The organism is Rhizobium sp. Leaf262 (assembly GCF_001422245.1).
Classification (GTDB): domain Bacteria; phylum Pseudomonadota; class Alphaproteobacteria; order Rhizobiales; family Rhizobiaceae; genus Agrobacterium.
Genome location: NZ_LMMM01000008.1, coordinates 59,779 through 85,878, shown reverse-complemented (window position 1 = coordinate 85,878; position 26,100 = coordinate 59,779). Strand labels below are relative to the sequence as shown.

General features: G+C 56.4%; 21 protein-coding genes and 5 pseudogenes. 10 read left to right on the top strand and 16 right to left on the bottom strand.

Annotated features, from left to right (window positions below; genetic code table 11):
- From ASF29_RS10600 to ASF29_RS10570, 7 genes and pseudogenes are all read right to left on the bottom strand, one after another.
- Positions 1–267: pseudogene (locus tag ASF29_RS10600) on the bottom strand (AAA family ATPase); the annotation flags it as partial.
- A 696-nt stretch (positions 268–963) separates the two neighbouring features.
- Entirely contained in the window at positions 964–2,094 is a 1,131-nt protein-coding gene (locus tag ASF29_RS10590) for a hypothetical protein (protein ID WP_082453459.1), read from the bottom strand.
- 613 nt (positions 2,095–2,707) lie between these two features.
- A complete protein-coding gene (locus ASF29_RS10585; protein ID WP_062450651.1) occupies positions 2,708–3,052 on the bottom strand; it encodes a hypothetical protein in 345 nt (114 codons plus the stop codon).
- A gap of 223 nt (positions 3,053–3,275) precedes the next feature.
- Positions 3,276–3,422 (bottom strand): annotated as a pseudogene (locus ASF29_RS24915) (alpha/beta hydrolase); the annotation flags it as partial.
- 14 nt (positions 3,423–3,436) lie between these two features.
- Positions 3,437–4,390 (bottom strand): ABC transporter permease, encoded by a 954-nt coding sequence (locus tag ASF29_RS10580; protein WP_156462617.1) that lies wholly within the window; start codon positions 4,388–4,390, stop codon positions 3,437–3,439.
- Positions 4,391–4,449: 59 nt separating this feature from the next.
- Positions 4,450–6,024, bottom strand: coding sequence for a sugar ABC transporter ATP-binding protein (locus ASF29_RS10575; RefSeq protein WP_062450649.1), 1,575 nt, complete (start codon positions 6,022–6,024; stop codon positions 4,450–4,452).
- A gap of 61 nt (positions 6,025–6,085) precedes the next feature.
- The gene (locus tag ASF29_RS10570; protein WP_062450648.1) at positions 6,086–7,018 is read right to left on the bottom strand and encodes a sugar ABC transporter substrate-binding protein; all 933 of its coding nucleotides are present in this window, start codon (positions 7,016–7,018) and stop codon (positions 6,086–6,088) included.
- Positions 7,019–7,205: 187 nt separating this feature from the next.
- Here ASF29_RS10570 and ASF29_RS10565 point away from each other — a divergent pair, with 187 nt between their 5' ends.
- Both ASF29_RS10565 and ASF29_RS10560 read left to right on the top strand, forming a co-directional pair.
- Positions 7,206–8,201, top strand: coding sequence for a LacI family DNA-binding transcriptional regulator (locus ASF29_RS10565; RefSeq protein ID WP_062450664.1), 996 nt, complete (start codon positions 7,206–7,208; stop codon positions 8,199–8,201).
- Between the two features lie 185 nt (positions 8,202–8,386).
- Positions 8,387–8,738: pseudogene (locus ASF29_RS10560) on the top strand (IS110 family transposase); the annotation flags it as partial.
- Positions 8,739–8,962: 224 nt separating this feature from the next.
- Here ASF29_RS10560 and ASF29_RS10555 read toward each other — a convergent pair.
- From ASF29_RS10555 to ASF29_RS10545, 3 genes and pseudogenes are all read right to left on the bottom strand, one after another.
- On the bottom strand, positions 8,963–9,256 hold the full coding sequence (locus ASF29_RS10555) for a type II toxin-antitoxin system RelE/ParE family toxin (protein WP_062450647.1): 294 nt from the start codon (positions 9,254–9,256) through the stop codon (positions 8,963–8,965).
- A complete protein-coding gene (locus ASF29_RS10550) occupies positions 9,256–9,510 on the bottom strand; it encodes a type II toxin-antitoxin system ParD family antitoxin (RefSeq protein ID WP_003519100.1) in 255 nt (84 codons plus the stop codon). The genes ASF29_RS10555 and ASF29_RS10550 overlap by 1 nt, the downstream gene beginning before the upstream one ends.
- A 158-nt stretch (positions 9,511–9,668) precedes the next feature.
- Positions 9,669–10,331, bottom strand: a pseudogene (locus tag ASF29_RS10545) (flavin reductase family protein).
- Between the two features lie 256 nt (positions 10,332–10,587).
- Between ASF29_RS10545 and ASF29_RS10540 the strand changes: the two are divergent.
- From ASF29_RS10540 to ASF29_RS10530, 3 genes are all read left to right on the top strand, one after another.
- A complete protein-coding gene (locus ASF29_RS10540; RefSeq protein ID WP_062450646.1) occupies positions 10,588–11,034 on the top strand; it encodes a hypothetical protein in 447 nt (148 codons plus the stop codon).
- 65 nt (positions 11,035–11,099) lie between these two features.
- Complete coding sequence (locus ASF29_RS10535) at positions 11,100–11,666, top strand: OmpA family protein (protein ID WP_162237890.1); 567 nt, start codon at positions 11,100–11,102, stop codon at positions 11,664–11,666.
- A gap of 1 nt (position 11,667) precedes the next feature.
- Complete coding sequence (locus ASF29_RS10530) at positions 11,668–11,898, top strand: hypothetical protein (RefSeq protein WP_062450644.1); 231 nt, start codon at positions 11,668–11,670, stop codon at positions 11,896–11,898.
- A gap of 153 nt (positions 11,899–12,051) precedes the next feature.
- On the opposite strand, the gene ASF29_RS10525 is transcribed toward ASF29_RS10530, so the two are convergent.
- The 4 genes from ASF29_RS10525 to ASF29_RS10510 all read right to left on the bottom strand — a co-directional run bounded on the left by ASF29_RS10525 (position 12,052) and on the right by ASF29_RS10510 (position 18,236).
- Positions 12,052–12,600, bottom strand: a complete 549-nt coding sequence (locus ASF29_RS10525; protein ID WP_233125014.1) for a lipocalin family protein — start codon at positions 12,598–12,600, stop codon at positions 12,052–12,054.
- Between the two features lie 194 nt (positions 12,601–12,794).
- Complete coding sequence (locus tag ASF29_RS10520; protein WP_062450643.1) at positions 12,795–16,055, bottom strand: error-prone DNA polymerase; 3,261 nt, start codon at positions 16,053–16,055, stop codon at positions 12,795–12,797.
- Positions 16,052–17,563 carry a DNA polymerase Y family protein gene (locus ASF29_RS10515; protein WP_062450642.1) on the bottom strand — a complete coding sequence of 504 codons (1,512 nt, stop codon included), beginning with the start codon at positions 17,561–17,563 and terminating at the stop codon, positions 16,052–16,054. Before ASF29_RS10515 ends, ASF29_RS10520 begins: the two co-directional genes overlap by 4 nt.
- Positions 17,484–18,236 carry an ImuA family protein gene (locus ASF29_RS10510; protein ID WP_062450641.1) on the bottom strand — a complete coding sequence of 251 codons (753 nt, stop codon included), beginning with the start codon at positions 18,234–18,236 and terminating at the stop codon, positions 17,484–17,486. Before ASF29_RS10510 ends, ASF29_RS10515 begins: the two co-directional genes overlap by 80 nt.
- Before the next feature lie 282 nt (positions 18,237–18,518).
- On the opposite strand from ASF29_RS10510, the gene ligD reads away from it, so the two are divergent.
- The 4 genes from ligD (at position 18,519) to ASF29_RS10490 (ending at position 22,252) form a co-directional block, all read left to right on the top strand.
- Positions 18,519–19,571, top strand: a complete 1,053-nt coding sequence (ligD, locus tag ASF29_RS10505) for a non-homologous end-joining DNA ligase (RefSeq protein WP_062450640.1) — start codon at positions 18,519–18,521, stop codon at positions 19,569–19,571.
- A 148-nt stretch (positions 19,572–19,719) separates the two neighbouring features.
- Positions 19,720–19,983: a hypothetical protein gene (locus ASF29_RS10500; RefSeq protein WP_062450639.1), complete on the top strand. Its 264-nt coding sequence runs from the start codon at positions 19,720–19,722 to the stop codon at positions 19,981–19,983.
- 506 nt (positions 19,984–20,489) lie between these two features.
- Entirely contained in the window at positions 20,490–21,770 is a 1,281-nt protein-coding gene (locus tag ASF29_RS10495; protein ID WP_062450638.1) for an SDR family oxidoreductase, read from the top strand.
- A 5-nt stretch (positions 21,771–21,775) separates the two neighbouring features.
- Positions 21,776–22,252, top strand: a complete 477-nt coding sequence (locus tag ASF29_RS10490; RefSeq protein ID WP_062450637.1) for a DUF2269 domain-containing protein — start codon at positions 21,776–21,778, stop codon at positions 22,250–22,252.
- A 223-nt stretch (positions 22,253–22,475) separates the two neighbouring features.
- Here the strand turns inward: ASF29_RS10490 and ASF29_RS24795 are convergent.
- Together ASF29_RS24795 and ASF29_RS10475 are read right to left on the bottom strand one after the other, a co-directional pair.
- A pseudogene (locus tag ASF29_RS24795) lies at positions 22,476–22,799 on the bottom strand (sigma 54-dependent transcriptional regulator); the annotation flags it as partial.
- A gap of 422 nt (positions 22,800–23,221) precedes the next feature.
- Positions 23,222–25,129 (bottom strand): methyl-accepting chemotaxis protein, encoded by a 1,908-nt coding sequence (locus ASF29_RS10475; protein ID WP_082453457.1) that lies wholly within the window; start codon positions 25,127–25,129, stop codon positions 23,222–23,224.
- Between the two features lie 254 nt (positions 25,130–25,383).
- Here ASF29_RS10475 and ASF29_RS10470 point away from each other — a divergent pair, with 254 nt between their 5' ends.
- Positions 25,384–25,890, top strand: a complete 507-nt coding sequence (locus ASF29_RS10470; protein ID WP_156462615.1) for a hypothetical protein — start codon at positions 25,384–25,386, stop codon at positions 25,888–25,890.
- Positions 25,891–26,100 lie beyond the last annotated feature (210 nt).

Sequence of the window (26,100 nt, the reverse complement as noted above, 5' to 3'; positions counted from 1 at the left end):
CTTGGCCACCATGCGGACGGCGTAGGCGGCGGTGCTTGCTTCAACAGCGACAGCCGTACCACCTCGCCTGATCTGCACGGGCCAGTCTGGTGTGACGTCCAGTTGACCAGAAAGTGTGGCAGTATCGCTCGGAGGCTCCACCAGGAAGGCAGCAAGGTTGTCCTGCAGCCATTGCCGGTCGCGCTCGACGTCACCCGCCAGATGGCGGGGGTCGAACAGAGGCCGGTAGCACCCAACGACATGCCCGTTGATCACAGTGGTGGTCATCGACAACAGCCCATTGCGCACTGCTAGGCGACGGATTTTTTTGCGTTGAACATGTCGGAGGCGCCGCAGCAAGAAGGAAGACAAACGATCCATCATTTGCCCTCCGTCGTCGGTAAATTGGGCGCGGCAATAATTGCCACGCAGGTGTCGTGACCCAAGGCAGATTGCACGCGATCAACGCCTAGGGGATGGCGATATTCATTGGTATGTCTGGTCACATGATCGAGAACGGTCCGGCAGGCGGCGTTTCCCTGGCGCGCATGCTGATCAAGCCGATCAAGCAGCACGGACGGCATCGACGTCATAGCGCCATATGCTTGTCGCGCGACGGCGAGGGCAAGGCCGACAATCACCGCTGGATCATCGTGCACCGCTAGATCATCGCGGGAGGCGGGCAAACGCGTGCGGCACGGCGCCGAGGACGCCTCGGACCGCTGGCGTGTGTGGGGCGGTGGTAACTCGGAAACGATGTCAGTAGCCACAAAGATCTCCTCACCAGTCCAGCTTGGGTGGACGGCGTGTTCAAAACAGGGACATGGAAAAGGCTGNGTAACTCGGAAACGATGTCAGTAGCCACAAAGATCTCCTCACCAGTCCAGCTTGGGTGGACGGCGTGTTCAAAACAGGGACATGGAAAAGGCTGGCTGCTTCCGTCAGAGCCGCAGCCAACGGCCTTACTGTAAACGGGCGGTTGCCTTAGGCGTCGAGGAGACGCCGCGCAAACCCGACGCGGATATGTTGAGGTGGCCAGGCGTTAGGTTCGTGCGCAAGCGCCTCGGGATCATCGCGATCACCGTCACCGTCAACGTCGTCATGGCACCGGGTGCAGTTGCAGACCGTGGAGTGGTCACCACAATCGGCAACATCCTGGCAGACGAGTGCAGGGGAGGTGGAACGCAAAATCCCAAAGCGTCGCCCTGATGTCAAAATCGCTGGTGGGGGTGTTGCCAAGGGGGGCTGTGCGATCGAGAGAGCGCGTCGTGCCTCCGCTTCGAGCAGTTGCTGGACCCGCACCCCAAAGCGCAGACGCAATTGCGCCATGCAGAGGGCTGCTCCTTCAATCTCGAGCAGGTCGTCGATCTCGGACAAGGCCCAAACGCCGCTCGCATGATCGCTCGGGCGGCTGGCACCGTCGATGATGGCAACACCGACCGTTTCGACCATCATCCTCTTTTGAGTCTTGTAGAGCCAGTCCGGCAACACCATCGCTGACGCCAACATCTTCAACTTCAGCTCTTCGAGCCGGCTGGTGTCACCGTAAGATGCCAGCGACCGCTTGAGGTCGAGGACAAAAGCGGTCCGCTTGGCGAGGTTGACGACGATGAGGTCTGGTGTGTAGCTGCCTTTTGCCGGCGCATCGCAATCCAGCCGCACACCGTCGAGGTGCTTCCAGTCATTGCCAGCAACCGCTTCGATAGCGGCTTTGACCAGGGGTAGCTTAATCGACTGCATCAGCACGACCAGATCCGGGTTGACCTTGGCCAGCCGCTCGACAGCCTGCTCCAGCAACTTGCCTTCGCGGAAACTGACGGCCCGAACCAGCGAGGCAATGTTCACATAGTGGCCGAGGATCTCGTCCTTGACTGGCCCGCCCTCGGCAATCGCGGCGATCGCTTTGTCGATGAGGACGTCGAAATCCGCTTCGACGTCAGGGTAGCGGACGAGATGGGCGTGGCGGCACTGCGCTGGTGGCTCAAACTTTTGAGGCACGCGGTCCGCGAAAAGCTGATGGACGGGCGGCATTGYTGTGCCATTGGCGGTGGATGACGCCGCAGATGCGGCACGCGGAGCTTTCGCCATAGGCGAGGAAGTGTGTAAGTTGGTCATAGCCCGATTCCTTTCACGAGAAGGCTTGAGGGTCAGGCCCTKGGTAGCGTTGGCGCGCTGCCTTGGGCCGTCTGCTCCGATCACGGAGCCGCCCATTCCTGGCAGGACCCGAAACGGATCTCAAGGTCCCCCCGTCAAAANGGTAGCGTTGGCGCGCTGCCTTGGGCCGTCTGCTCCGATCACGGAGCCGCCCATTCCTGGCAGGACCCGAAACGGATCTCAAGGTCCCCCCGTCAAAAAAGAGAACAGGACCGGAACGCGGTTAACGCGGCGCTCACAAAGGGGAGGGGCCAGCGCAGGTGCGTCATCGTGGTTAACGAATTGCAAACGCCCGGAAGCTTAATGAGACGCCCGTCAGCCAAGCCAGCCGTCAAAAGCTCCAATGAATCGATTCAACTGTAAACGGCGTTTGAAGAAGTCACGGGGAGAAGACATCCCAGTAATGAGACGCCCGTCAGCCAAGCCAGCCGTCAAAAGCTCCAATGAATCGATTCAACTGTAAACGGCGTTTGAAGAAGTCACGGGGAGAAGACATCCCAAACTGAAAACACCGTTTGCACAAAACCGAAGCCAAGCGGAACGAGCGGGATCCGCTCACGATCAGATGCAAGCCTCAGTCTGACATGTCGTCATCCGGTGCCCCGTCGGGAAACAGGAGATGCGGTTTGCGGCGAAAGTCCCAGTGCTCGCCCGTATACTTCTCGACCAGGCGGTCGAAGACGTCATAGCAAGCAGCCTCGTCAAAACCCTGGGCGACCAGACGCTTCACGATGACATCCTCACTCTGTTCGAGTTCCTTCTGTCGTGCCTTGGCAACCGCGCCCACGATGAACCATTGCAGCATGACGCGCGCGACGTCGTCACGGTCGGGCCGCTTGGCCGCTCGTTGCCGCGCGCGAAGGTCGCGTTGGCGTTCACGCTGTTTGCGATTGCGCTCTGTCAGCGTGTCCCTCGGCATATCCTTGGTCGTCCTGTCGATCGTGAATCGGAAATCTGACGGTTTGAAATGAAAACCTCAGAAAGAGAAACGAACCTCTCAAGTATCGAATCGTTTGAGCGCAATTTGACTCAAGTCTCCGGCGCTTGGATTAACGTTCGGGCGCAGTTGTTTCAATTGCCAATGAACTCGGCTTGCTATGCTGTCGAGTTAGCTTCCGTTTACCCTTCACGTTCTCGGCAGTGCCAGCCTCCGTTACAACAGCGCCTGCCCACGAATGCCCGACCAGCAGAACATCGCCCTTCTGTCTCTCCAGAACACGGCGGGTGGCTGCGACATCATATGCAAGGGAAGTCAGAGGGTTCTGCACTGCCGTGACACGGTAACCCTTCGCTCTGCCGGATGTTAGGCGGCTGTGATGCGCTCGCGGTATTTGTCGATGATCACCGCAAGAATGATTACGACACCGGTGATCATCTGCCGCATGAAGTCACTGAGACCGAACAGGATGAGGCCATTAGCCAGGACGCCGATGATGCAGGCTCCGAGCAATGTGCCGACAACCGTGCCCCGGCCCCCGCTCAGGCTGGTGCCCCCGATGATCACTGCTGCAATAGCGTTGAGTTCAAACCCTATGCCGATGATCGGGCTCGCGATGTTCAGCCGGGCCATATAAATAATCGAGGCAATCCCTACGAGCGCTCCGGCAATGGTGAACGCAGCAACCTTGTAGACCATCAGCGAGTGGCCCGCGAGCCGCACTGCCTCCTCATTGTTCCCAATGCCATAGAGCAGTCTCCCGAAAACGGTTTTCGAAAGCACAAACCACGCCAGCGCGACCAACGCCAAGGCGATCAGGAAAACAACAGGAACGCCGAAGATCATTTTCGATCCAAAGTCGTTAAAGGTCTGCGGGAATGAGTAGATGGTTCGAGCGTCCGTTACCTGCAGCGCTGCTCCTCGTGCAATGTTAAGCATGCCCAGGGTAACGATAAATGATGGCAGGCCCCAGAACGCGCTGATCCACCCATTGAGGAACCCGCATATGATACCGGTCGCCATGGCAGCAAGCGTGGCCAACCCGACAGCTTGCCAAACCGGGAGGTCCGGGATGGTCAGGACGCTGCCACCGACAACTGCGCACAATGCGAGCATAGACCCAACCGATAGATCGATACCTCCGATTAGGATGACAAAAGTCATGCCAATGGCCAGGATCAGATTGATCGTTATCTGTGTCAGAATATTGGAAATGTTGTTAGGGTTGAGGAAATGCTGCGTGCTGAGCGAGAAAAACGCAATCAGCAGAAGCAGAGCAATACCGATGCCGGCATCACGCAGGACGAGTTTCATTGACATTTTCGATGACGGTTTCTCTTCGGTATCACTCACAGGCGTGTTTTTGATCGCATGCATTATCAAAGCCCCGTTTTTCTCTGTTCGCCTTGGTAGGCGTAGGTCAATATTCTCTCTTCCGAGAAGTCCGCACGAGGTAGTTCGCCAACAATACGGTGCTGCGACATCACCATAATGCGATCGCAAAGCGTCATCAGTTCGGGAAGCTCCGACGAGACGATCAGAAGCGCTAGGCCGTTCTCCGCGAACCGACGGATAAGGGCGTAGATTTCGGCTTTTGCCCCGACATCCACGCCTCTGGTAGGCTCGTCGAGAAGCAGAATCTCGGGATTTCGCGCCAGCCACTTTGCCAGGACGACCTTTTGTTGATTGCCTCCGGAGAGGGTCGACACGAGTTTGGCTGGACCGCCATATTTCAGCGTGAGGTCTGATCCCAACTGCTTGGTGACCGCGTCTTCGGCCTTTTTGTCAAGAAGGCCGAACCGGGAGACGTTTGACAACGAGGCCAGTGTCACGTTCGCAGCAATCGGCATGGTCAATATTAGGCCTTGGTCCTTCCGGTCTTCTGTTACAAAGCCGATACCGGAGTCGATGGCATCTTTTGGCGTGCGAAATACAACTGCCTTTCCATCTCTCATCAGCACGCCGGACAGCGGCTGCTCTGCGGCAGATATGGCGCGCAAAAGTTCGGTTCGGCCCGAACCAACCAGGCCGGCGATGCCGAGGATTTCACCCTTGTGTAGATCAAACGATATGCCCTCGCGATGCGGCGACTGGGCGTGACGAAAACTCTTCAGGGAAAGGACGGTCTCGCGTCTCGCGCTCGAAACCACCCCGCTCTTCATTTCCTGCTGGAGTTGTTTGCCGACCATTCCGCGAACCAGTTCATCTTGGCTGGTCTCGGCGATGGACCGCGAAAACACCGTTTCTCCATTTCTAAGGACGGTGACCCTGTCGCAGATTCCAAAGATCTCATCGAGGTGATGGGACACAAACACCAAGGTGACACCGCGAGCGCGTAACTCGGCAACGATCGAGAACAATCGCTCGGTCTCCCGCGACGTCAGCGTAGCCGTCGGCTCGTCGAGAATAAGGACTCGGCTCTCCGTCATCAAAGCGCGAGCCAACTCCACCAATTGGCGATGTGCGATACCAAGCCGCTCGACAGGCCAGCGCACGTCGATATCGGTAAGCCCGATGGCGTCGAGCGCCAAGCGGGCACGCTCGTTCATTTCTTGCCGCTTCAAGACGCCTAGGACGTTCCGGGGGAGGTGTTCGATAAAAATGTTTTCCGCCACCGACAGATAGGGGAGAAGATTAAACTCCTGATGGACAACTTGTAGGCCGCGGGCCTTGGCATCGCGCGGTGTCTGGGGTGAATAGGCTTCGCCCGCTAGCGTGATTTTCCCGGAATCCGGCTTTACAATTCCGCAGAGCGTCTTGATCAGCGTAGACTTGCCCGCACCGTTCTCGCCAATGAGGCCGTGGACCTCACCGTGACTTACAGACAGGTTCACGCCATTCAGCGCGACGGTTCCACCGAATTTTTTTTTGATATCGTGCAGCTCGAGAATGGCTTGCGAGCAAGCATCCACTGCGGCGGAAGGTACCGCCGGGCCTGATTTTGAACTGGTCATTGAAGCACCCTTCAGGAGATGCCGCACCGAAAGCGGTTCGGTGCGGCGAGATGTATGGGCGTTACTTCACCGTTTCCTTGGTCACTAATTCGATATCCGTCTTGATCCAGCCTTCAAGTTTCGGGCCGCCTGCAACAACCTCGAGCGCTTTGTCGATGGCGTTTGCCGCCATCTGAGAGCCGAACTGGTCGACGGTTGCGAGCAGCTTTCCATCTTTCAGCAACGGAGCTACCGCCGGGACATTGTCGAAGCCAACGACCTTGATGTCCTTGCGTCCAGCCGCATCAAGAGCTTTGACAACGCCGATCGCCATCGAGTCGTTGGCAGCAAGAACCCCCTGGATATCCGGGTGGGCTGTCAGCATATTCGAGAAGACCGAATTGGCCTCCTCAGTTTCCCAGTGCGCTGTGCGCGAATCCAGCAGTTCAAGCTTTCCCGAAGCGACGGCATCCTCAAAACCAAGCTTGCGCTGCGCTGCGTTGTCTGCGCCTGGATTGCCCTCGATAATAACGACCTTGCCACCTTCGCCGAGCGACTTTGCAAGCGCCTCGCCGACCATCTTTGCACCGGCGCGGTTATCGGGCCCGACGAAAGCCAGATCGATCCCTGCGTCCTTCTTTGCCTGCTCATCCAGCGATACGTCAAAGTTGATAACAGTAATACCAGCATTCATCGCCTTTTTCAGAGGGGCGACCATAGCGCGTGAGTCAGCTGGAGCGATGACGATGGCATCGACACCTTGCGTGATGAAGTTCTCGACGCCGTTAACCTGGCTCTCGAAATCCGTTTCGTTCTGCATGCCGATGGCTTTGAGTTCGTAGTCGCCGCGCTTCTTGTTATGCGCTTCAGCACCTTCCAGCATGTTTTTGAAGAAGTCGTTGGCAAGCGACTTCATGACCAGCCCGACGACGGGCTTGTCGGCAGCCATGGCAATCGACGGCAACGCCGTCGTCAAAGAAAGCGCCAGAACAGACGCGATGGTGACAAACTTCATGACAATTCCTCCCTAGATCCGACAGCCCTCCAGCCATCGGTGAAACGTTTCATAGAACCTATGACAACGCCTCATTTTGGTAGCGGCAAAACAAATGGTGGTCAATATGAAACGTTTCATGAAATCTGTTTGCGACGCCTTTCCGCATAATGCTAATGGTCACGCTGCAAGGTCCAAGGAGCGTCCATTGAAACCGACCGTCAAAGATGTTGCGCGGAGCGCAGGGGTTTCAGTTGGGACGGTATCTCGCGTTCTGGCGAAAAACGCGACCGTCAACGAGGGCATTCGTAATCGGGTTGATAAGGCCATAGAGAAGCTGGGATATAGTCCGAGCAGTCTTGGCCGCAGTCTTCGGCTAAACAAGTCTGACATCATCGGGTTTGTCATTCCCGACATTACAAACCCGTTCTTCGCGGATCTGGCAAAGCATATCGAGATCCTGGCGTCCGCGGCCGGATATTCGGTTCTCCTCGCCAACACCCATGATGATCCGCTGGCGGAGAAGACGCAAATCCAGAGCCTTCTTGGCAGGGCACCCGCCGGGATCGTTATCGCTCCGGTCAGCAACAGCCTCGTGATTGAACGTCTACTGAAGGGACCGGTGTGCGTGACGGTCGACCGTCCGCTGACAGGACATTCCCTTGTCTCGGTCGACAACGTGGAAGGAGGCAGACTGGCAGCCGCGTATCTTTTAGGTCTTGGCCACCGACGTATCGGCTATATTTGTGGCCCCAGAACCACCGAAGTTTCTCTGCAGCGGTTGCGTGGCTTTAGCGACGAGATCGCGAGGGTGTCCACCGAGTGTGGCGACAAGGTGGAATTTACTGCTGTCGAAGGTCAATTCGATTACAAGTCCGGCGAGGAAATGGGCCGGAGATTGCTTTCTGCCCCCGCAAATGTGCGGCCGACGGCCATCGCCACGGCAAACGATCAGCAGGCGATCGGACTCCTGCGGTGCTCGCGCGATATGGGCATACGAGTGCCCCATGACCTGTCTATCGTTGGCTTTGACGATATTCCTTTGGCTTCCCTTGTCTTGCCACGGCTGACCACTATCCGTCAGCCCGTCCACGAGATCGCGGAAATCGCGATACGCGCTGTTCTCGTCCGAGGCGCAATAAACGGGCCGATCCTCCTCCCGCCAAGCGTCGTCGAAAGAGAGTCAACAGCACGTGTGTCGTGACGATAAATCATCGAGTGATGTTTGAAAGTGAAGTCTCACACTGTCCCGGTCGAAGGTTTTGATGGAAGTAAACCTTCGAATCTACTATTTCAAAATCGTCGCCTTGATGTTGGAGTGGACGGCCCCTGAACGGCATCGAAATGTGCCAGAATGAGCTGTTTAGATCTCAATCGAAGGGGCCGCGCATGGACAAGATTATTCGTATTGGCATGGATACGTCAAAGCATGTCTTTCAGTTGCATGGCGTGAATTCCGGAGAGAAGCCGGTCTTGCGTAAGCAAATGCGACGTAGGGAGATGATCGACTTCTTCACGATCGGCCCGCCAACTTTAGTCGCGATCGAGGCCTGTGGTGTTTCGCATCATTGGGCACGGTTGCTCGCCTCATTCGGACATGAGGTGAAAGATCGCGCCACAACTCGCCAATCCATACGTCAAGCGGAACAAGAATGACGCGGCCGACGCCGAAGGGCTGTGCGAAGCGATGAGCCGCCCAACAATGCGGTTTGTTCCGGTTAAGACAGTTGATGAGCAAGCAAGAACCCAGGACATCCTGATTGTCACCACGTGTTGGTGATACAACAACTTGCAAGATGATAGAAGATGGTGTGATCGATCGATCCGGGACACAGGATACACCGGGAATCCCATTGGCCCATCGAGGCCGCCTTGATGTTTGGGACCTGTGTTGCGGAAACCATCTTGGCCAGCGTGAGATTCGCACTTGCGACCAGTATGTTATAAATTCGGCGAAGTGGTTGGTTAGAAAGAATCTCGCGCCCAATCTTCATGGCCGTGCCGTATGCGGATGACGAATACGCTCCCGTCTTCAATGATGCGATACACGACAAGGTGAGCCTTGAAAGGATGGATCCTGACAGGAGGAGAAATCTCATGGCGTTCGCGTGCCATTCTTGGATTGGTGGCGATGAGCTCGAGCAAGGCAAAAAGCTCATCGTGATATCGTTTGGCGACTAGTGCTCCGAAGATGCGGATGCCTTCTTCTGCAATGGAAATAATATCCTCTTCCGCTTGGACCGATAGGCAGAATGGCATTAAGCGCGTCCGCGGCTGATGGCGGCTCGAGAGGTGGCTAAAGCAAACAACTCTTCCGTTGAACGGCTCCCAACTCCGCTTCTGATCCCGTCGTCGACAAATCGCTGCATCTCGGCAATCTTATCCGTACGGGCTTGGTCTCTGCGGATCAGGTCCCGGACATAATCGCTCGCATTCGAGTATCGACCTGTCTTGGCCTGTGCTTCAACCCAATCTTTCATGGGGTCTGGCAGAGATACATTCATCGTCGCCATTCGAGTCTCCTTATGCCTCAAAATACTTGATGATGACAAAGTTTGTCAAACTAATGATGAGGTCGCAATTACAGCTCTTGACAGGATTCGAACCGTAACCAGACAAATCTTAGCTCATACAAATCAGATACGTCTCTGATTTTAAAGATTAAGTGACTTCATTCCGCCGCCACCTTCTCATCTGCCTTCCGGCTTTCCCATTCCTGTGGTGTCAGCGTATTGATATCGAACTGATCACGGGTGCGGGTATAAGTGTGCCCACCCATGCGGCCGACGGCATCCATGAGCTGCTGGTCAATGTGCAGATTGGACGCATTCACCGCATCGCTGCGGACGAATACGCCGACGACTTCTCCGAGGATGATTTCGCGGGCCGGGCCGACCTGAAGCGTCGTGTGCCGGCGACATTCCAGGGCAGCGGGGGCGGCGAGGATACGGGGGCTTTTCACCATCTGGCCGGGTGCCGTGGCAAGGCCCGCCTCCTCCATCTCGTCAACTTCGGGGCCAAACTTGATGGCGCAGACTTCCATCTGGTCGACCAGCGCGTTATCGCAGATGTGGACAGTGAATTCGCCGGTCTCGCGGATATTACGGGCGGTGTCCTTGAAGCGCATGTCCGAATAGTTCTAGACGCCGATGGCGACGATTGCCGGGTCGTGGGTCAGGACATTGAAGAAACTAAAGGGACCGGCGTTTGGCTGCTCGTCCTTGTTCACCGTCGTCACCAGTGCGATCGGACGCGGAATGACGGTTCCGATCAGGATTTTGTAGCGTTCGCGTTCGCTGAGTTTTGCGAAATCGAAATGCGAGTGTTCGGTCATATTAGTCCTCGGCAGCGATGCGGTGGGTTTCAAGCGGGGTGTGGCGGGAGAGGTTTTCAAACCCGTCCTTGGTGACGACATACATGTCACCGACATTACAACCTGCCAACAGAAGATTAGCGGACCAACTGCGTTTGGAAGCGTGCTTACTTTTTGCCACAAATATTTCGATAAAAGATTGAGATGCCTTGTTCAGCACCTTTAAGAGTGGCAGGCATTATTTGATTTGATAATTGACTTTACCCTGGAGGACCTTTTGTTCAGAAATCTGGCTTTCGTTTCGGTGCTTGTTGCAGGTGCAGCCCAAGCTGCAGATCAGACCTACATTGTGACAGGTGGACAAGTGAGTGTTCCAGTGGGCCTTACTGTTCAGGTCAAAACAATCACGGTCAGCGACGCTTCAACGAAGGTACGCTTGCTTGCAAGTTTCGACAGTCATCAAACGCTCTCCGTCAACATGAACGATGGCGAGAATGCCTATCTGTCCTGGGGCGAAGGCGAGCAGGATCGGCTGCATATGCGTCAGATTGCTGATAACAAGTGGATGCGCATCTCCAATGGAAAGACGATGGAAGGTGACCTTGTCTTTCCCGGCGTTTTCCCCCCGGAGGTGAAAAAAGTGTCGCTCGTCTTCAATCCTGGCAAATCCGGTGATGATACGAGCGCACCTGGCGTAACGGTGCCCTTGGAACTGAAACAATGAGATGGGCGATTATTCTGTCGCTTTTTCTCACAAGTCCAGCCGCTGCATCGCAATATTCCATCACCGTGACGTCCACGCCGCCGGACGAGCAGCTATCGAGTTTCCGCGAAATCGAATTCGCTGCTTCCACGTTCAAAGAGCATACCGAGCAGAGTACAGGTTCGTTCTCGTCTGAAACATCATCCTTTGGCCTGAAGGATATGGACGACGAGACGCGATTGAAAACCGAGGACACGCTCGTCAAACTCGGAGCAAGGCAGGTGAATGGCCGCATTCTGGTGAGCCTGCCGAGCGATGTTTTGTTTGATTTCGACAAGTCCAACATCCGACCAGACGCTGAAGCAACTCTCTCGCAACTGTCGGAGGTGTTGATAACAATGCACGACAGTCGCGTTGAAATTACCGGCCACACCGATTCAAAGGGGAGCGATGGATACAACGACAAGCTTTCCATCCGCAGGGCCAATTCGGTAAAGGCGTGGCTCGAAGAAAATGGCGTTACGCAGAAGATGAGCACCGCGGGCAAGGGCGAACGATTTCCTGTGGTTCCAAACCAAACGGCGTCGGGCGCAGACGACCCTGTTGGGCGACAAAAAAACCGTCGTGTAGAATTTGTAATCGGAGGGAATTGATATGGCGCTGGTTGTTTGTCCAGAATGCGAGGGCCGGGTATCTGAAAAGGCGTTCGCCTGCCCTGCCTGCGGTTATCCGATGAGCGGCAAAGATCCTAAAAGCGGCTGGCCGGGCGTTATCGGAGGTATCGCTGGAACCTATATCTCGGCGCAAGCTCTCATCACGATCATCGTCGGATGCGTCATGTTCCTGTCTTTCGCCGCGATCATGATCGCGGCGATCTTGAGTTGATTTCGCGAAATTTACGCTGACAGCCTGCTGGTGACAAGCAGACCTCAGAGCGAAATGCCATCGAGCCCTTCGGGAGTGTCACCGATTGTGCGGAGCTCGTAGCCGGTTCGGCTGGGAGTTTCCACGGGAAAGCGGCGACTATTCATGATGCGTCTAATGCTGCGTCCACCGCAGCATGTCGACATCGTATCCGAGCGCCTTGGCCCTCTCGACGAGCATGTTACGGGCCTTTTGTGTGGGTTTTGGTACCCGCGTCAGAATCCATAAATAACGACCCGAAGGTTCGCCGACTATCGACCAAGAATAGTCCGCGGCGCGATCCAGGATCCAGTAATTCCCGTAAATTGGGCCGAAGAACGATACTTTTAGCTTGGCGTTGCCGCTATCCGGCACAGTTTTTGCCCTGCCTTCGGATTCTTTACGCCTACCGTGTACTCCGCCTTCCAGGCAGGTGTTGAGCACGCGGACCATGCCATCTTTTCGAAGTGAGTAGTCAGCAGTCACGGCCTCGCAATCGCGCTCAAACTGGTTCTCATAGCGCGCCAGCTCGAACCAGTGACCTAGGTATCGGTCGATTTCGACCGGTTTGACTGGCTGAGGCACCGACGGATTGCCTGATGGCCCTACTGGGCTGCACGCAGCCAACACGGCGCCAAACATCGTTATGATTGCGATATTTAGTTTCATGCCGTCAGAATACATTGGGTGACCGAAAGTTCCAGCCGCTCGTTCGCTATGGAGGGCGCGCCCATCCCCGGCTAGCCGTAGAGATCGTACTATCAGAGCCTATCAATTATCAGTGCCGCCAACCGCCGAAGTTTCGCAAGGCCACGTAAAACAACCTTCACCGCCTTGAACCAATTCGAACCTCCGACCACTGCCTCTCACGCTGTAGATCACTGAAAATTCCGGCTTTTCACCTTGAGCGTATCCAGATGAAGATCGCGCACGAACATGTCCCTCGCATTGACCACAGGCTTCTGCCGCTCACGAGAATCCGGTCCACCACCACCATGGGCAAACTCATCCCCCCTTCCCGCTGGTAGCCTGAACTGCTCATCGCGATCAGCCAGCTGTGACAGGTCTCCGGTCAGATCGAACAGCTGCTGCGCAACGAGATGCACCACCTCCCCTTCGCGCTGGATGCGGCCATTGATCGCCATCATGCTCGATCCAAGGACAATGCGCCTGCGTTTCTCGAACAGCGACGGCCACACAACGATATTGGCGGGGCCAGTCTCGTCCTCGATAGTGATAAACATCACACCTTTGGCCGATCCCGGTTTCTGGCGCACCAGGACAAGACCAGCCGTGTAGACCCACCGCCCGTCACGGGCGTTCATCGCGTCGGCACAGGTGATGATGTTGCGGCCCGAGAGATCCCTACGCAGAAACGCGATCGGGTGCTGCCGCAATGTCAGGCCCGTATGGCCATAGTCCTCGACGACATTATGGCCCTCGGTCATCTGACGGAGCGCGACCTCCGGCTCGTGCTGCTCGACAATGGTTGCCGCCTCGCGCTCGGCTGCTGCGGCAAACAATGGCAATGGCTCATCTCGGAGCGCCTTGATAGCCCAGAGCGCGTCACGCCGTTCCAGTTTCAGGGAGGGCCGGTACGCGTCCGCTTTTGCCAGTTGAACAAGCGCCTCGGTTGGCATACCGGAGCGACGCCACATGTCATCGACGGACACAAAGTTACTGTTCATGCGGGCAGCAACGATCTTCGATGCATCTGCGACCGCCAGCCCCTTCACGCGCCGAAAGCCGAGGCGTACGGCATGACGGTCGGTATTGCCAACGCGCTCCAGCGTGCAGTCCCAGCGGGATCGGTTGATACAGACCGGACGTACCTCGACACCATGCGCCCTGGCATCGCCAACAATCTGGGCCGGGGCATAAAAGCCCATCGGCTGGGAATTGATCAGTGCCGCGCAGAAGACTTCCGGGTAATGGCATTTGATGAAGTTGGAGGCATAGGCGATCAACGCGAACGAGGCTGCGTGACTTTCCGGGAAACCGTAAGAGCCAAAACCCTCCAGCTGCGAAAATGTCTTTTCGGCAAATTCCGCAGTGTACCCGTTTTTGACCATACCGGACACCAGCTTGTCCTTGAACTTGCTGACGCCACCGGTGAACTTGAAGGTGGCCATTGATTTGCGCAACTGGTCGGCCTCGCCACCGGTAAAACCGGCACAGACCATGGCCACCCGCATCGCACTTTCCTGAAACAGCGGGACGCCGAGCGTCTTGCCGAGAACGGCTTCCAGTTCGGGTGTCGGATAGTCGACGGGCTCTTTGCCTTCCCGCCGGCGCAAATAGGGATGCACCATGTCGCCCTGAATCGGTCCTGGCCGGACGATCGCGACCTGAACGACGAGATCGTAGAACGTCCGCGGTTTCAGCCGCGGAAGCATCGCCATCTGGGCGCGGCTTTCAATCTGGAAGGTGCCGAGCGTGTCCGCACGCCGGATCATCGCATAGGTCGCCGCATTCTCCTGCTCGATGTTGGACAGATCGAGATCGTGGCCCTTATGCTCACGGATAAGGTCGAACGCCTTGGCCATGCAGGTCAGCATGCCCAAGGCGAGAATATCGACCTTCATGAACTTCAGTGCTTCGACATCATCCTTGTCCCACTCGATGATCTGCCGATCTTTCATCGCTGCGGGTTCGATCGGCACGAGGTCATCGAGGCGGTCATGGGTCAGGACGAAGCCGCCAGGATGCTGGCCGAGATGACGCGGCGCGCCCATCAGTTGCTGCGCCAGCTTCAAGGTGAGCGCGAGACGACGGTCGTCGGGATTGAGATTGAGCTCGCGGATGTTCCGCTCAGACACCTCCTCTGACCACGACCACATGCCTGATGACAGCGCCTTGATGACATCCTCAGGCAGGCCCAGCGCCTTACCAACATCGCGGATTGCTCCCTTGGCACGGTATCGGGTGACGGTGGCACAAAGTGCTGCCTTCTCGCGGCTATAGGTCTTGTAGATCCACTGGATCACTTCTTCGCGCCGCTCGTGCTCGAAGTCGACATCGATGTCCGGCGGCTCGTCGCGCTCCTGACTGACGAAACGCTCGAACAGAAGGTCATTGGTTGACGGATCAATGGAGGTGACGCCGAGAATATAACAGACGGCGCTGTTGGCCGCAGATCCTCTGCCCTGGCACAGGATCCCTTGAGACCGCGCAAAGCGCACGATCGAAAACACCGTCAGGAAGTAGGGTGCGTATTTCATGGTGCGGATGAGATCGAGCTCGTGGCGCACGGTTTTGAGGACATCCGGTGGCAGGCCTTCCGGATACCGGTTGGGCACACATTCCCAGACATAATGTTCGAGCGAGGCCTGGGCATCCTTGCCCGGCACAATCGCCTCCTCCGGATATTGATAGGTCAGCTCTTCGAGCGAAAACCTGGCTCGCGCGACGATCTCCATCGTCCGGGCCAAAGCTTCAGGATAACGCGGAAACAAGCGCTCCATCTCTTCCGGCGGTTTCAGGTATCGGTCGGCATGGCGCTCGCGCTCGAAGCCGACATCGTCGATGGTCTTGCCAGTCCGGATGCAAGTGACGATATCCTGCAGCTGACGCCTGCCCGGCTCATGAAACAGCACGTCATTGGTGACGACCGTCTTGACCCTGAACCGGGTTGCCATGTTGGAAATCTCATGCAGCCGCATCTGGTCATTGGGCCGTCGTCGCAGGCAAAGCGACACATAGGCCCGGTCGCCAAACACCTCCGCCATCTTCCGAAGTCGCATCGCGCAGACATCATCGGCCAGATCGGGCACGAGGATGCCAATCATCCCGCCCGAATAGGCGATCACGTCATCCCAGTGCAAAATGCAGTTGTTCTTGCCGCCTCTGGATTTGCCAAGCGTGATGAGGCGGGTCAGCCGCGAATAGGCGGCGCGGTCGGTCGGGTAAACCAGGACGGACATCCCGTCGGCAAGGTCAAGGCGACAGCCGACGACAAGTCGCAGTCCCGTGCCGCGCGATGCCTCGAGTGCTCGAACGATCCCCGCCAGGCTGTTTCGATCGACGACACCGACGGCATCGATGCCCAGCGTCCTGGCGGTCTCGAACAGTTCCTGCGCCGAGCTTGCCCCGCGCAGGAAGGAAAAGTGGCTCGTAACCTGTAACTCGGCATATCTCATGCGAATATCCCGTGGCAGAACCACTGGTGGCTGCCGGTTTCCGGATCGACGCCGTCGCCGGAGCGGAACACCCAAAGACGTTCCCCGCTCTCATCCTCAATCACGAAGTAATCACGCACCGCTTCCATTTCGCTGTGGCGCTGCCACCATTCGCCAAAGATCCTCTCGGGGCCGTCGGCTCGTTTGACCTTGCGACGCTTGCCACGCCAGGTGACGGAGACGGGCGGATGGTCCGGCATCAGCGCAATCACCTCGATCACCTCCGGTCGCACGAGCAATCTGACGGGCCTGCGCCAATGATGGACCCAGGTGACCTCGACAGGATCCGCAGCAGCACCGATGCGCTGTACGGAACGTTCCGGAACATCGGAGGCCAAGGGCGCGAGGCGATAGACCCTGTGACCGCGATTTCCGTAAATATCGATCAGGGGCGACACGTCCCTCACCTCTTCCTCGACCAGGGACGACGATTTCTGCGCATCTTCCAATGGTTCTGCCATGATGGCCACGAGCGTCAGTTTCTCAATGCCATATCCAGGGTCGATGTTTTGCGTCCGGTCGCGAAACAGTTTTGTGAGCCAGGCGACATCGCGGGCAGGCTTGACCGTGCCGGCGCGGATCGCCTGCCGGGTGCCATCGACCTTGTCGACGATCAAGTCGGCGCGCCGCACGCCGAGCCCGTGTTTCTGGAGCTTCCCGATCAGCTCGACCACGAGCCGGCCGACATATTTGTCGATCGTGTCGGCAGCTCCGATCGGTTCGGCAAACGCGCGGCTGACCTCGATCAGCTCAGCGGTCCGGATCGGCTCGATCGGCTCGCCAATCCGTCCGAACATCTGGTCGAGACGTCGACCGATTTCAGGACCGAAGCGAAGGTTCAAGGGCGCGCGTGGCGTATTGGCCAACTCGCCTATCGAATGGAACCCGAGTATTCTGAGATCGCCGATGATCTTGGGCGGCAGTCGCAGCAACGAGATCGGCAATTTCTCCACCGCACGCACCGTCTCACCGATCGGGACGATGACGGTGTCGCGGCTGATGGCACGGGCACAGGCATGGGCTGCACCCCAGGTATCGGCGACCGCCACGCGCACTGTGAGTTTTCTGGAGAGGAACTGGTTGGCAATCCTGGTGACCATCGGCAGTTCACCGCCCTGCAAATGATCTGCGCCTTCGGTATCCATGACAATCCCGTCCGCTCCATCGACGGCAACGATCGGGGAATAGAGTGTCAAAGCCCACAATGTGATCCGCTCGAGTGCTGCAGCGTCCTCATTGAGGTCTGCGTCGACCAGCATCAGCCCGCGAAACAGAGCCTGCGCTTTGGCTGCCGGCATGCCGACATGCACACCTGCCTTTCTAGCAGCGGCATCTGCCGCCGACACCCAGCGTTTCGATCCGCTTTTGGCAATGACCGCAATGGCCTGCTCAAGCGGAATGGACGGATCGTTCCGGCGGATGCGATCGGTCGGTAGATCGGGAAGATAAATCGATACGACCCTGCTCATCACATGCCCTCACGAGAAACTCAGCGCACTCACCCGCTTTCACGCGCATCAACTCTACAAACCACCTTGGCCTGCCAACGCCCGGAACCGGAAGATCCTCCGAGGGCATCACGCTGACCCTCCACCGGGTGGTCGAGGCCGTCGGTTGCCCGAAATCATTGGCCTCTGTCTGCCGCCTCCACCGACGCACCGCCAATGCCATTGTCCCGGTGCGTTCGGCTGCAAGCTGTAGCCTGCGCGAGCCGACCATTGGCAATCGGACAAGTTCGCCGACGACGGCGCCCAAGCCACCGAAGGATAACCCCTCCTCCATATTGGCAAGCACATCCTCGTCCTTGTCGGACTCGACAAAGATGACCCGATCGGAATGGAGACCAACCTGCGCCAGTGCCGGGAAAAACAGATCCGGTCGCGTCAGGCACCAGATGATCGGTCCCTTCGTCCGCGCCGCGATGCCAGCTGCAAAAAGAGCAGCGGCCGCACCATCGACGGTGCCCGATCCACCACCGGCAAACTCGTGAAGTGCACCGTGGGCAAGGCCGCCGCCCGGTAGAGCAGCATCCATCTCGGAAACGCCAAAAGGCAGCCAACCGGCTTTTTTCACGGTGCTGGTTTCGAGCGACGCGATACGTTCGCGCAGATCGGAAATCACGCTCTGTCGGGCAGCAGTCATCGTTCACGGCTCCCTTCAAGGTCGTGTTGGTCCTTCGACGTCATGTCGTGCAAATGTCGATGTTCTGTTTTTGTTCCCATCCTGAAAGAGAGTCAAGACGGCGAAAACGGTCGAACAGGATTGCGAACATTAGAAGTTCGAAAATCTCCATCAGAATCAGATGCGTAGCAAAAAGAAAGAAATTTCGTCGGCTTCTACCAACTTGTACCCTGATCGGTGGATAGCGGGGACAACATGCCCGTCGTCACAATGTTATTAAGGTTTATCTGATGAACTGTCGCGATGACGAAGCCTCCCAGATCAAAGCCGCTCCTTCGTGAGACCGAAGCCCCGATCCGCTCGAAGCCGCGCCGCAGACGTAACCCGGCTCAGCCGCAGCTGCTTTTCGATCCCATGCCTGACCGCGTTGAGCCGACACTCGCGCAATTAAAGGCAAAGCCACCAAACGGATCCGAATGGTCCTGGGAGGTAAAATGGGACGGATACCGCCTTGCCGTTCATATCGAACCCACCGGAGTTCGGATCCTGACCCGCGGTGGCCATGACTGGACACACCGGTTCCCAGCCATTGAACAGGCGGCACGCGCGCTTGGGCCGGCGACGATGATCATCGACGGCGAGGCAGTCATACTGGACGAGGAAGGTCGATCGGATTTCGGGCTGCTGCAGCAATCGCTTGGTGCCTCCGGCAAAGCCGCGGGCAATCGGGCCTCTGATGCCATCCTCTACGCTTTCGATCTCCTCTACCTCGATGGGCATGATCTGCGCGGTCTCGAATACCGATCGCGCCGGCATCTGCTCGAGGACACCCTGAAGGATCAGGACGGTGCCATCCGGCTGTCGGAAACGGTCGACGCTGATCCCGTCGCCCTCCTCGAGCACGCGCGCAGCCTTGCTCTGGAAGGCATCGTTGGCAAGCATCTCGATCAGCCCTACCGATCCGGCCGAACCGGAGACTGGGTGAAACTCAAATGCGTCCAGAGCGAAGCATTTTTCATCGCGGGCTATGAGACCTCAACGGGAACATCTGGTGGTATCGCATCCCTGGCGGTCGCCGCATATAGCGGTGGCGAAATTATCTATGTCGGCAACGTCGGCACGGGTTTCAAAGAAGCTGAGGCCATCAAGCTTCGAAAGATGCTCGAAAAGCTCCGGTGGAAACAGAAGCAGCCTCCGGTGGATGACGTTGGAAACAGCGATATCGTCTGGGTTCACCCGACCTTGATTGCGGAAATCGAGTTCCGGGCGTGGACCGCCGATGGCAAGCTGCGTCATGCCGCGTATAAGGGGCTGCGAGAGCGGCAAGACAATGCTGACGCTTACCAGTTACGGTAGCTACAAAAGTACTGGCTAAACCGGCCTCGCTGTCGGCACTTACTGCTCGCGCCAGTGTGGGTCTCTGCTCAGTCAGGATAAGAGAATGCTTCCTCCCTGGGGATAGCCACAAAAAAGTATTACGTCGAATGAAAGTGAGTGAGATCGTATGGCAGTTTTGAACAGACCACAAAGCTCAGGGCTCTATCCTGACAGGGACATCGGTTGCCAAGAGGCCTTGGAGCAACAATTTCTGGTAATCGCCCAAGGGCTCAAGCCGGATGATATCATGGCGGCGGCTGGCGGTACTTTGCCGCCCAAGTTGATGGCACTTGCGAAGCAGGCGGAAAGCGTCGGCTGGACATTAGAGGAAGCGGAAGTCGCGATAAGCGAGTTATCGCAAAATCTGTTGGACGACATGTCGGAGATGTAGGCCGAGCTATCACTTCAATCCTACGCCACGCTCGTGAATCGATAACGTGTCAGATGTTCGCCGCCTTGCGGCAACCAACCTCATCAATGGCGTTCTCATCGACGTGGACACGCGTGCCAGGGGGTGGATCGGGACGATGATGCGAATCCGGCCGCGGCCGGGCCAATCTTCACGCCGAGCGGCTGCTTCAGAAGTGCCAGGCACGGGGCGCTGGTTTAAATGCAGCTGAAAACCGACAATATGTTTGCTTGAAGCTGGCTGTGTTCGCGCTGCGCTAGCTAAGATTTATCAATACATCTGCCGGACTGGACGGCTAATTCCACTGGCGGCTGATATATGATCTCTCTTATAGTGTATGACGCTGTTCTTTTCGGAATATGACGTTCCGGAAGGCGCGCACATCGCTCTTTGAGAAGTAACTGACGATACCGGGCTTTACGGGATTACCGAAAGATGAGGTTGGTCGGTCAAGAGCAGTGCGTAGACCGATGACGCGGGAAAATAATATGAGAGTTTTGATTTTGGGCGCGAGTGGTTTTATTGGCTCCGAAGTAGCGCGCCGGCTTGCAAGAGATGGTCATTCGGTTACCGGCCTCGCCCGTAGCACGAGTGCAGTGGGGCGAAAGCTCACTTTTGTAAAATGGGTAGCTGCTGATCTTGCACAGATGACCAAGAACTCCGATTGGGTCAATCTCATCAGCGGCAACGATGTTATCGTCAACTGCGCCGGAGCGTTACAGGATGGGCTGGCAGACAATTTAACAGCGACACAGCAGGATGCTACGAGGGCGCTTTACGAGGCATGTCAGCTGGCCGGGGGGCGATTAATCGTGCAGATATCCGCTCGCACGTCGGGTGCCGCCGAGCATCTTCCATTCCTGCGAACAAAGAAAGCGGCAGATGAGGCACTCGCTGCTAGCGGATTGCCCCACGTCATTCTCCGTCCCGCAATTGTTTTAGGACGAAACGCACATGGAGGGAGTGCCCTCATCCGTGCTCTTGCCAGCATTCCATTCTCGGTGCCACTGGTTCACGCCGATAGCCCTGTACAGACGGTCTCGCTCGAAGACGTCGCGAACGCTGTATCGAGGGCGGTTGATGGAATGATCGACGCAGGCAGTGATTTGCATCTGGCAGCGCCACAGCCCGTCACGCTGCGCGAGCTCGTTTCAATTCATAGGCGGTGGCTAGGCCTTCCTGACACGAAGGCGATATCACTGCCTTCTATCTTTGCTGCGCCTGTTAGCTTTTTGGCGGATATAGCGGGTCGACTGGGATGGCGCTCGCCGCTGCGCTCGACCGCAATAGCTGTCATGTCGGAAGGCGTGATAATCGACGCAGAGAAGAGCTTCATCACGCTTCAGACGGCAGAACAGACGCTGGCCAATTATCCATCTGGCGTGCAGGATCTCTGGTTCGCACGTCTCTATTTAATAAAGCCGCTGATTTTCGTGTGTCTGAGTGTCTTTTGGCTCCTTTCCGGTATCATACCGCTTCTTGGAGTTGGTGTGGCTGCGAGCCATTTCCTGCCTTTCATGTCGCCAATTGCGGCAATTAGCTTGACGGTGGCTACCTGTCTCCTGGATATGTTGCTCGGGATCGCTGTGTTGATCAAACCTCTTTCACGCGCAGCGCTCATCGGTATGTTGCTCGTGACGGCATCGTACTTGGTCGGTGGTACCTTGCTGGAGCCCTCTCTATGGCTCGATCCACTCGGCCCTTTGGTCAAGGTTCTTCCCTCCATTGCGCTTACAGTGACCGGGCTGGCGATTTTTGATGAACGGTGACTGGCATGTTTGAAGAACTCGTTCGCGTGGCACATGTGCTCGGTGCCACGGTTTTATTCGGAACGGGCGCGGGCATCGCGTTTTTCATGATCTTAGCGCGCAAAACAGAAGAACCCGCGCTGATCGCGCATGTGGCGGGGACTGTCGTGATAGCGGATACGGTTTTCACAGCAACCGCCGCGGTTTTCCAACCGATCACTGGCTATTTGCTCGCAAAAAGTATCGGTTGGTCGCTGACTGAGGGTTGGGTTTTTTTGTCCCTACTCCTCTATGTATTTGTCGGCATATTCTGGTTGCCTGTTGTCTGGATACAGATCAAACTCAGGAATATAGCTCGCGCAGCCGCAATTTCCGCCACCGGACTTCCGCCCGAATGGTTTAGGCTCTATCGAATATGGTTCGCTTGCGGCTTTCCAGCGTTCTTCGCCGTGGTAGCCATCTTCTGGTTGATGTTGACAAAGCCGGACATATCTCTTTTTTGATAGATGTACTGCGGCGACCCGTGGAAGCTGTCTTGGCGGAAATCGTCTTATTGTCGCAGACTACAGGGGAATCTTTCGCCTTGATGGGGTTTGAACCGACGACCCGGTGTTTCAAGCGCCCATAAAACTACTAAGCCGTCGAGAATATTACGTTTTGGACTAGGCTGACTTATGACACTGTCTTTCGGCGCTTTGCAGAGAAGCATTGGCGAGGTCGCCATCATCACCGTTGTTTGACATCCTCAAATCTAAGATCGAAGCGCGCGAGGTACTTCGTCAGCCGATCTGCATCATTGCTGCTCTTTTTCTCCAATCGCGAGACTGCAAACAAGGCTCTGCCGGCGGAGCTCGCCGTCGCATGCTCGCGGCAGCTATGGAGAACAGTCGCAAGCTGCACAGCGTCGAAGTGATCGAGGCGAGCCGCAGCTTTTGTGCCTAACACTTCCTCGATGATCAAATCCGGTCTGCCGTGGTCACTCGAACTGCCCCAAAACGCATTCAGCCGTCGGACTTCATCGTCAACGACGTCGGTCGTGATACGCCCATGCGCCAATCGCTACCACCCATGCGCGGCATACGCAGTATGTCAGCGTTCGAGAGGTGAGCCAGGTCCGCCAAAGTTTCATATCCATGTTGGTAGAGCATGAAAACTATGTAGGGCTTCATCTTAATATCTGAGAGTGATTTTTGATCGTTTGTCATTCCGACACGATCCGCAAAATTCACTTCAAAGCCTATGCCTCCGGAACATCCTTGAAGGGAGCGATCTCGGCAATTTTCTGGAATTCACTAAAATGTTCCAGAGGATCTTTTTAAAGCAACACTGAACATTGGCAGGAATTTTGGCGACGTACCCGGGCGCGACCGTGATGTAGACGTTGAGCGTGAGGCTCTCCACCCAATCTTGTAGAGAAGATTGGGTGGAAGCTGATTCAACAAGGCCTGTAGACAGGTATCAGATCAGACTTTTTAAAACTCTTCCCAGCTATCGGCCTTTGCCGCGGTGTTGCCACGCACGGCGTTGGAAACGCGTGCCATCAGACGTCTTGCCGGAGACGGCGCTGGTGGTGTTTCCAGATCTCTGCGAGGACCGGTTGCTGCATGGGTTGAACCAATCTCGAAACTGGCGATCAGTTGGAATAGTGCCTCCGCTTCCCTGGCCAGCGAATGGCTTGCCGCCGTCGATTCCTCGACCATGGCCGCATTCTGCTGAGTGCCCTGGTCCATGGTGTTGACGGCAGTGTTGATTTCCCGCAGTCCAGTCGCCTGCTCCTTAGCGCCTTCGACAATCGCCGTGACATTGGTGCTGACACCCTGAACTTGCGCGACGATCTGTTCCAGAGCTTTGCCGGTTTCCGTCACCAATTCGACGCCGTTCTTGACCTGTATACCCGATTTGCCAATCAGCGCCTTGATCTCTTTTGCAGCTTTAGCGGAACGCTGCGCGAGTTCGCGCACTTCCTGGGCAACGACGGCAAAGCCTTTGCCCGCCTCGCCAGCTCTGGCGGCTTCAACGCCGGCATTCAGGGCGAGCAGATTGGTCTGGAAGGCGATCTCATCGATGACACCGATGATGTTGGAAATCTCATTCGACGAAGTCTCTATCTCGTGCATGGCGGTGACAGCTCTGCTGACCACCGCACCTGAGTGCTCCGCCGATTGGCGCGTCTGCTGGACCATGTTGCCGGCCTCTTCGGCGCGCCTGCTTGAGTCGGTGACCGTCGTCGTTATCTGCTCCAGCGCCGCTGCTGTTTGCTCGACCGATGCTGCCTGTTGTTCCGTCCGCTTCGAGAGATCGTCGGCCGCCGCACGGATCTGATTGGACCCGGCTGCAATTGCCTGCGCATTCTGGCCGACGCGCCGCATGGCGTCCTCGAGCTTTGCGACGGCATCATTGAAGTCGAGACGGACCTGATCAAGCCGGTCTGCAAAGGTTTCGGTAATCCTGTAGTTCAACTTGCCATCAGAGAGGCGGCCTAGCGCACTGCCGATGCTATCGACTGCAAAGCGAACTTCCGACGCCTCCTGTGCCTGCAGGCGTTCACGGTCAGCACGCTCCTGCTCGGAAAGCGAACGGTTTGCTGCGGCTTCCTGTTCAAGCCGAACCCGATCACGTGCATTATCGCGAAACACAGCCACAGTGGACGCCATGGTTCCAATTTCGTCAGGGCGTCCCTCACCATAAATGTTGACGTCGAGATTACCCTTGGCAAGCGCGTCCATCGCGCCGGTGATGGCGTTCACGGGACGGATGACACCCGCAATGACTATCCAGATAGAAAAAGCGGAAACGGCGGCTGCCATGGCTGTTAGCGCAATCATCAATGTTGTCAGCATTGCCCTCAGGTCAGTGCCCTCTGCCAGCTTCTCCTTGGCGACGCGGATTTGCACATCGACCAGCTTGGCGATATCTCCACCCAGAGGATCGATTGCCGGATAGAGTTCTCTGTCTGCGAAGCTGGCGAGCGCAGAAGCATCTTTCGACGTGAGGATACCGAGAAGCTTCTGGACGCGGACGTCCGCCTTCAAGCGCGCTTCTTCGAAGTGATCGGCAAGTTGCTTTTCTTCACTTGTAAGGGTGGTGGCTATGTACGCCTTCCAATGATCGTTCACATCAGTCAGTGCAGACTGGACATTTGCTGTTCCCTCAACCGGGGACAATGCACCGGAACGAACCTTATGCACGGTATCGACAATGTTGACCGCGTAGCGATCACCAATTATTTTCAAATGCTCCATCGGTTCGACGCGATCAACCACGATGGAATCAGCAATTTTCGCTTCCTGTTCCATTGCGTAAAAGGAGAAGGCAGCAATCATAACAATTGTAGCGGTGAGCACCGAGATGCAGGCAAGCAGTTTCACACGGATAGTCATTACATCCTCAACCAGGCAATAGAGACGCACGTCTCTCGATAATTCGGCAACTGTTTGGGGCTGTCTGGCAGGATGATGCTTCGCTGAGGATCCCCATCCTCAACTCGCCGCGGATTGGACAATCATGGGCGCACCCGTTAAATCTAGGGGCAATCTGTTTATGAATTATAAATAACTGGATAGAATTGCCTAAAAATTAGCCCTCGCGAGTAAAAAGTCACAATTCAAGTTCAAGTTGAACCGAAAGATAAGCTATGCGCAGATATGCCGGACTAGCATTATTGGGTTTTAGCATAGCCACGGCGGCCATAGCGGCGGACGGATCAAAAACACCAGAGGTGTCGGTCAATCCCAACGAGCCGGCTTGCCTGAAGGTGCCTGCGGCCGATATGGAGCAATTCGTTGGTGCTCCTGCACGTATACGGGAGACCAACAACGGCTTTTGTTCTTGGAAAGGCAGCATATCAGGTGCCTATGTAAAGGTCATGTATTTCAAGGGCGAAAGCCTTGGTATCCCCGCTGGAGCGGAACGGGCTTATTTCGATCAGGGTATCGAAGTCATAAAGGCCGAGAACAAGCCCGGGGAGCTCGTGGAAATCCCTGCGTTAGCCGAAAGTGCCTGGGGATTGAAGATCGCCGAAAATCCTACGAATTTCTACTCGGTGTACATGTTCAAGAACAAAGACAGCATCACCATTATGTCCAACGGCGTCGGTTACGATGCGACCGTTAATATTGCGCAGCTTGCGGCGCATATGTGATCTCTCCCGCGCTGTCGTTTCGCATTTAATCGTAAGATTCCAGTCCTCACAGTTTCAACAAGATAGCCCTGCATTTAATTTGAGATTATGGCTTCGCTTTTTTCCACTTGATGTGAGCTTCCCACCGGGGGAAAGATGGCTGCCTACGGCCAAGCTTCATCAGAAATTTGCTATATAGTTATTGCCGAACCGGAAGGCGTCTCGCGCGGA

Bases quoted from the DNA above. Each gene is read 5' to 3' on its own strand.
- ASF29_RS10495 (WP_062450638.1), top strand. From the start codon at position 20,490: ATGAGAGTTTTGATTTTGGGCGCGAGTGGTTTTATTGGCTCCGAAGTA.
- ASF29_RS10500 (WP_062450639.1), top strand. From the start codon at position 19,720: ATGGCAGTTTTGAACAGACCACAAAGCTCAGGGCTCTATCCTGACAGG.
- ASF29_RS10470 (WP_156462615.1), top strand. From the start codon at position 25,384: ATGCGCAGATATGCCGGACTAGCATTATTGGGTTTTAGCATAGCCACG.
- ASF29_RS10555 (WP_062450647.1), bottom strand. From the start codon at position 9,256: ATGCCATTCTGCCTATCGGTCCAAGCGGAAGAGGATATTATTTCCATT.
- ASF29_RS10520 (WP_062450643.1), bottom strand. From the start codon at position 16,055: ATGAGATATGCCGAGTTACAGGTTACGAGCCACTTTTCCTTCCTGCGC.
- ASF29_RS10525 (WP_233125014.1), bottom strand. From the start codon at position 12,600: ATGTATTCTGACGGCATGAAACTAAATATCGCAATCATAACGATGTTT.
- ASF29_RS10550 (WP_003519100.1), bottom strand. From the start codon at position 9,510: ATGGCGACGATGAATGTATCTCTGCCAGACCCCATGAAAGATTGGGTT.
- ligD (WP_062450640.1), top strand. From the start codon at position 18,519: ATGACGAAGCCTCCCAGATCAAAGCCGCTCCTTCGTGAGACCGAAGCC.
- ASF29_RS10580 (WP_156462617.1), bottom strand. From the start codon at position 4,390: ATGTCAATGAAACTCGTCCTGCGTGATGCCGGCATCGGTATTGCTCTG.
- ASF29_RS10515 (WP_062450642.1), bottom strand. From the start codon at position 17,563: ATGAGCAGGGTCGTATCGATTTATCTTCCCGATCTACCGACCGATCGC.
- ASF29_RS10490 (WP_062450637.1), top strand. From the start codon at position 21,776: ATGTTTGAAGAACTCGTTCGCGTGGCACATGTGCTCGGTGCCACGGTT.
- ASF29_RS10575 (WP_062450649.1), bottom strand. From the start codon at position 6,024: ATGACCAGTTCAAAATCAGGCCCGGCGGTACCTTCCGCCGCAGTGGAT.
- ASF29_RS10585 (WP_062450651.1), bottom strand. From the start codon at position 3,052: ATGCCGAGGGACACGCTGACAGAGCGCAATCGCAAACAGCGTGAACGC.
- ASF29_RS10510 (WP_062450641.1), bottom strand. From the start codon at position 18,236: ATGACTGCTGCCCGACAGAGCGTGATTTCCGATCTGCGCGAACGTATC.
- ASF29_RS10530 (WP_062450644.1), top strand. From the start codon at position 11,668: ATGGCGCTGGTTGTTTGTCCAGAATGCGAGGGCCGGGTATCTGAAAAG.
- ASF29_RS10475 (WP_082453457.1), bottom strand. From the start codon at position 25,129: ATGACTATCCGTGTGAAACTGCTTGCCTGCATCTCGGTGCTCACCGCT.
- ASF29_RS10570 (WP_062450648.1), bottom strand. From the start codon at position 7,018: ATGAAGTTTGTCACCATCGCGTCTGTTCTGGCGCTTTCTTTGACGACG.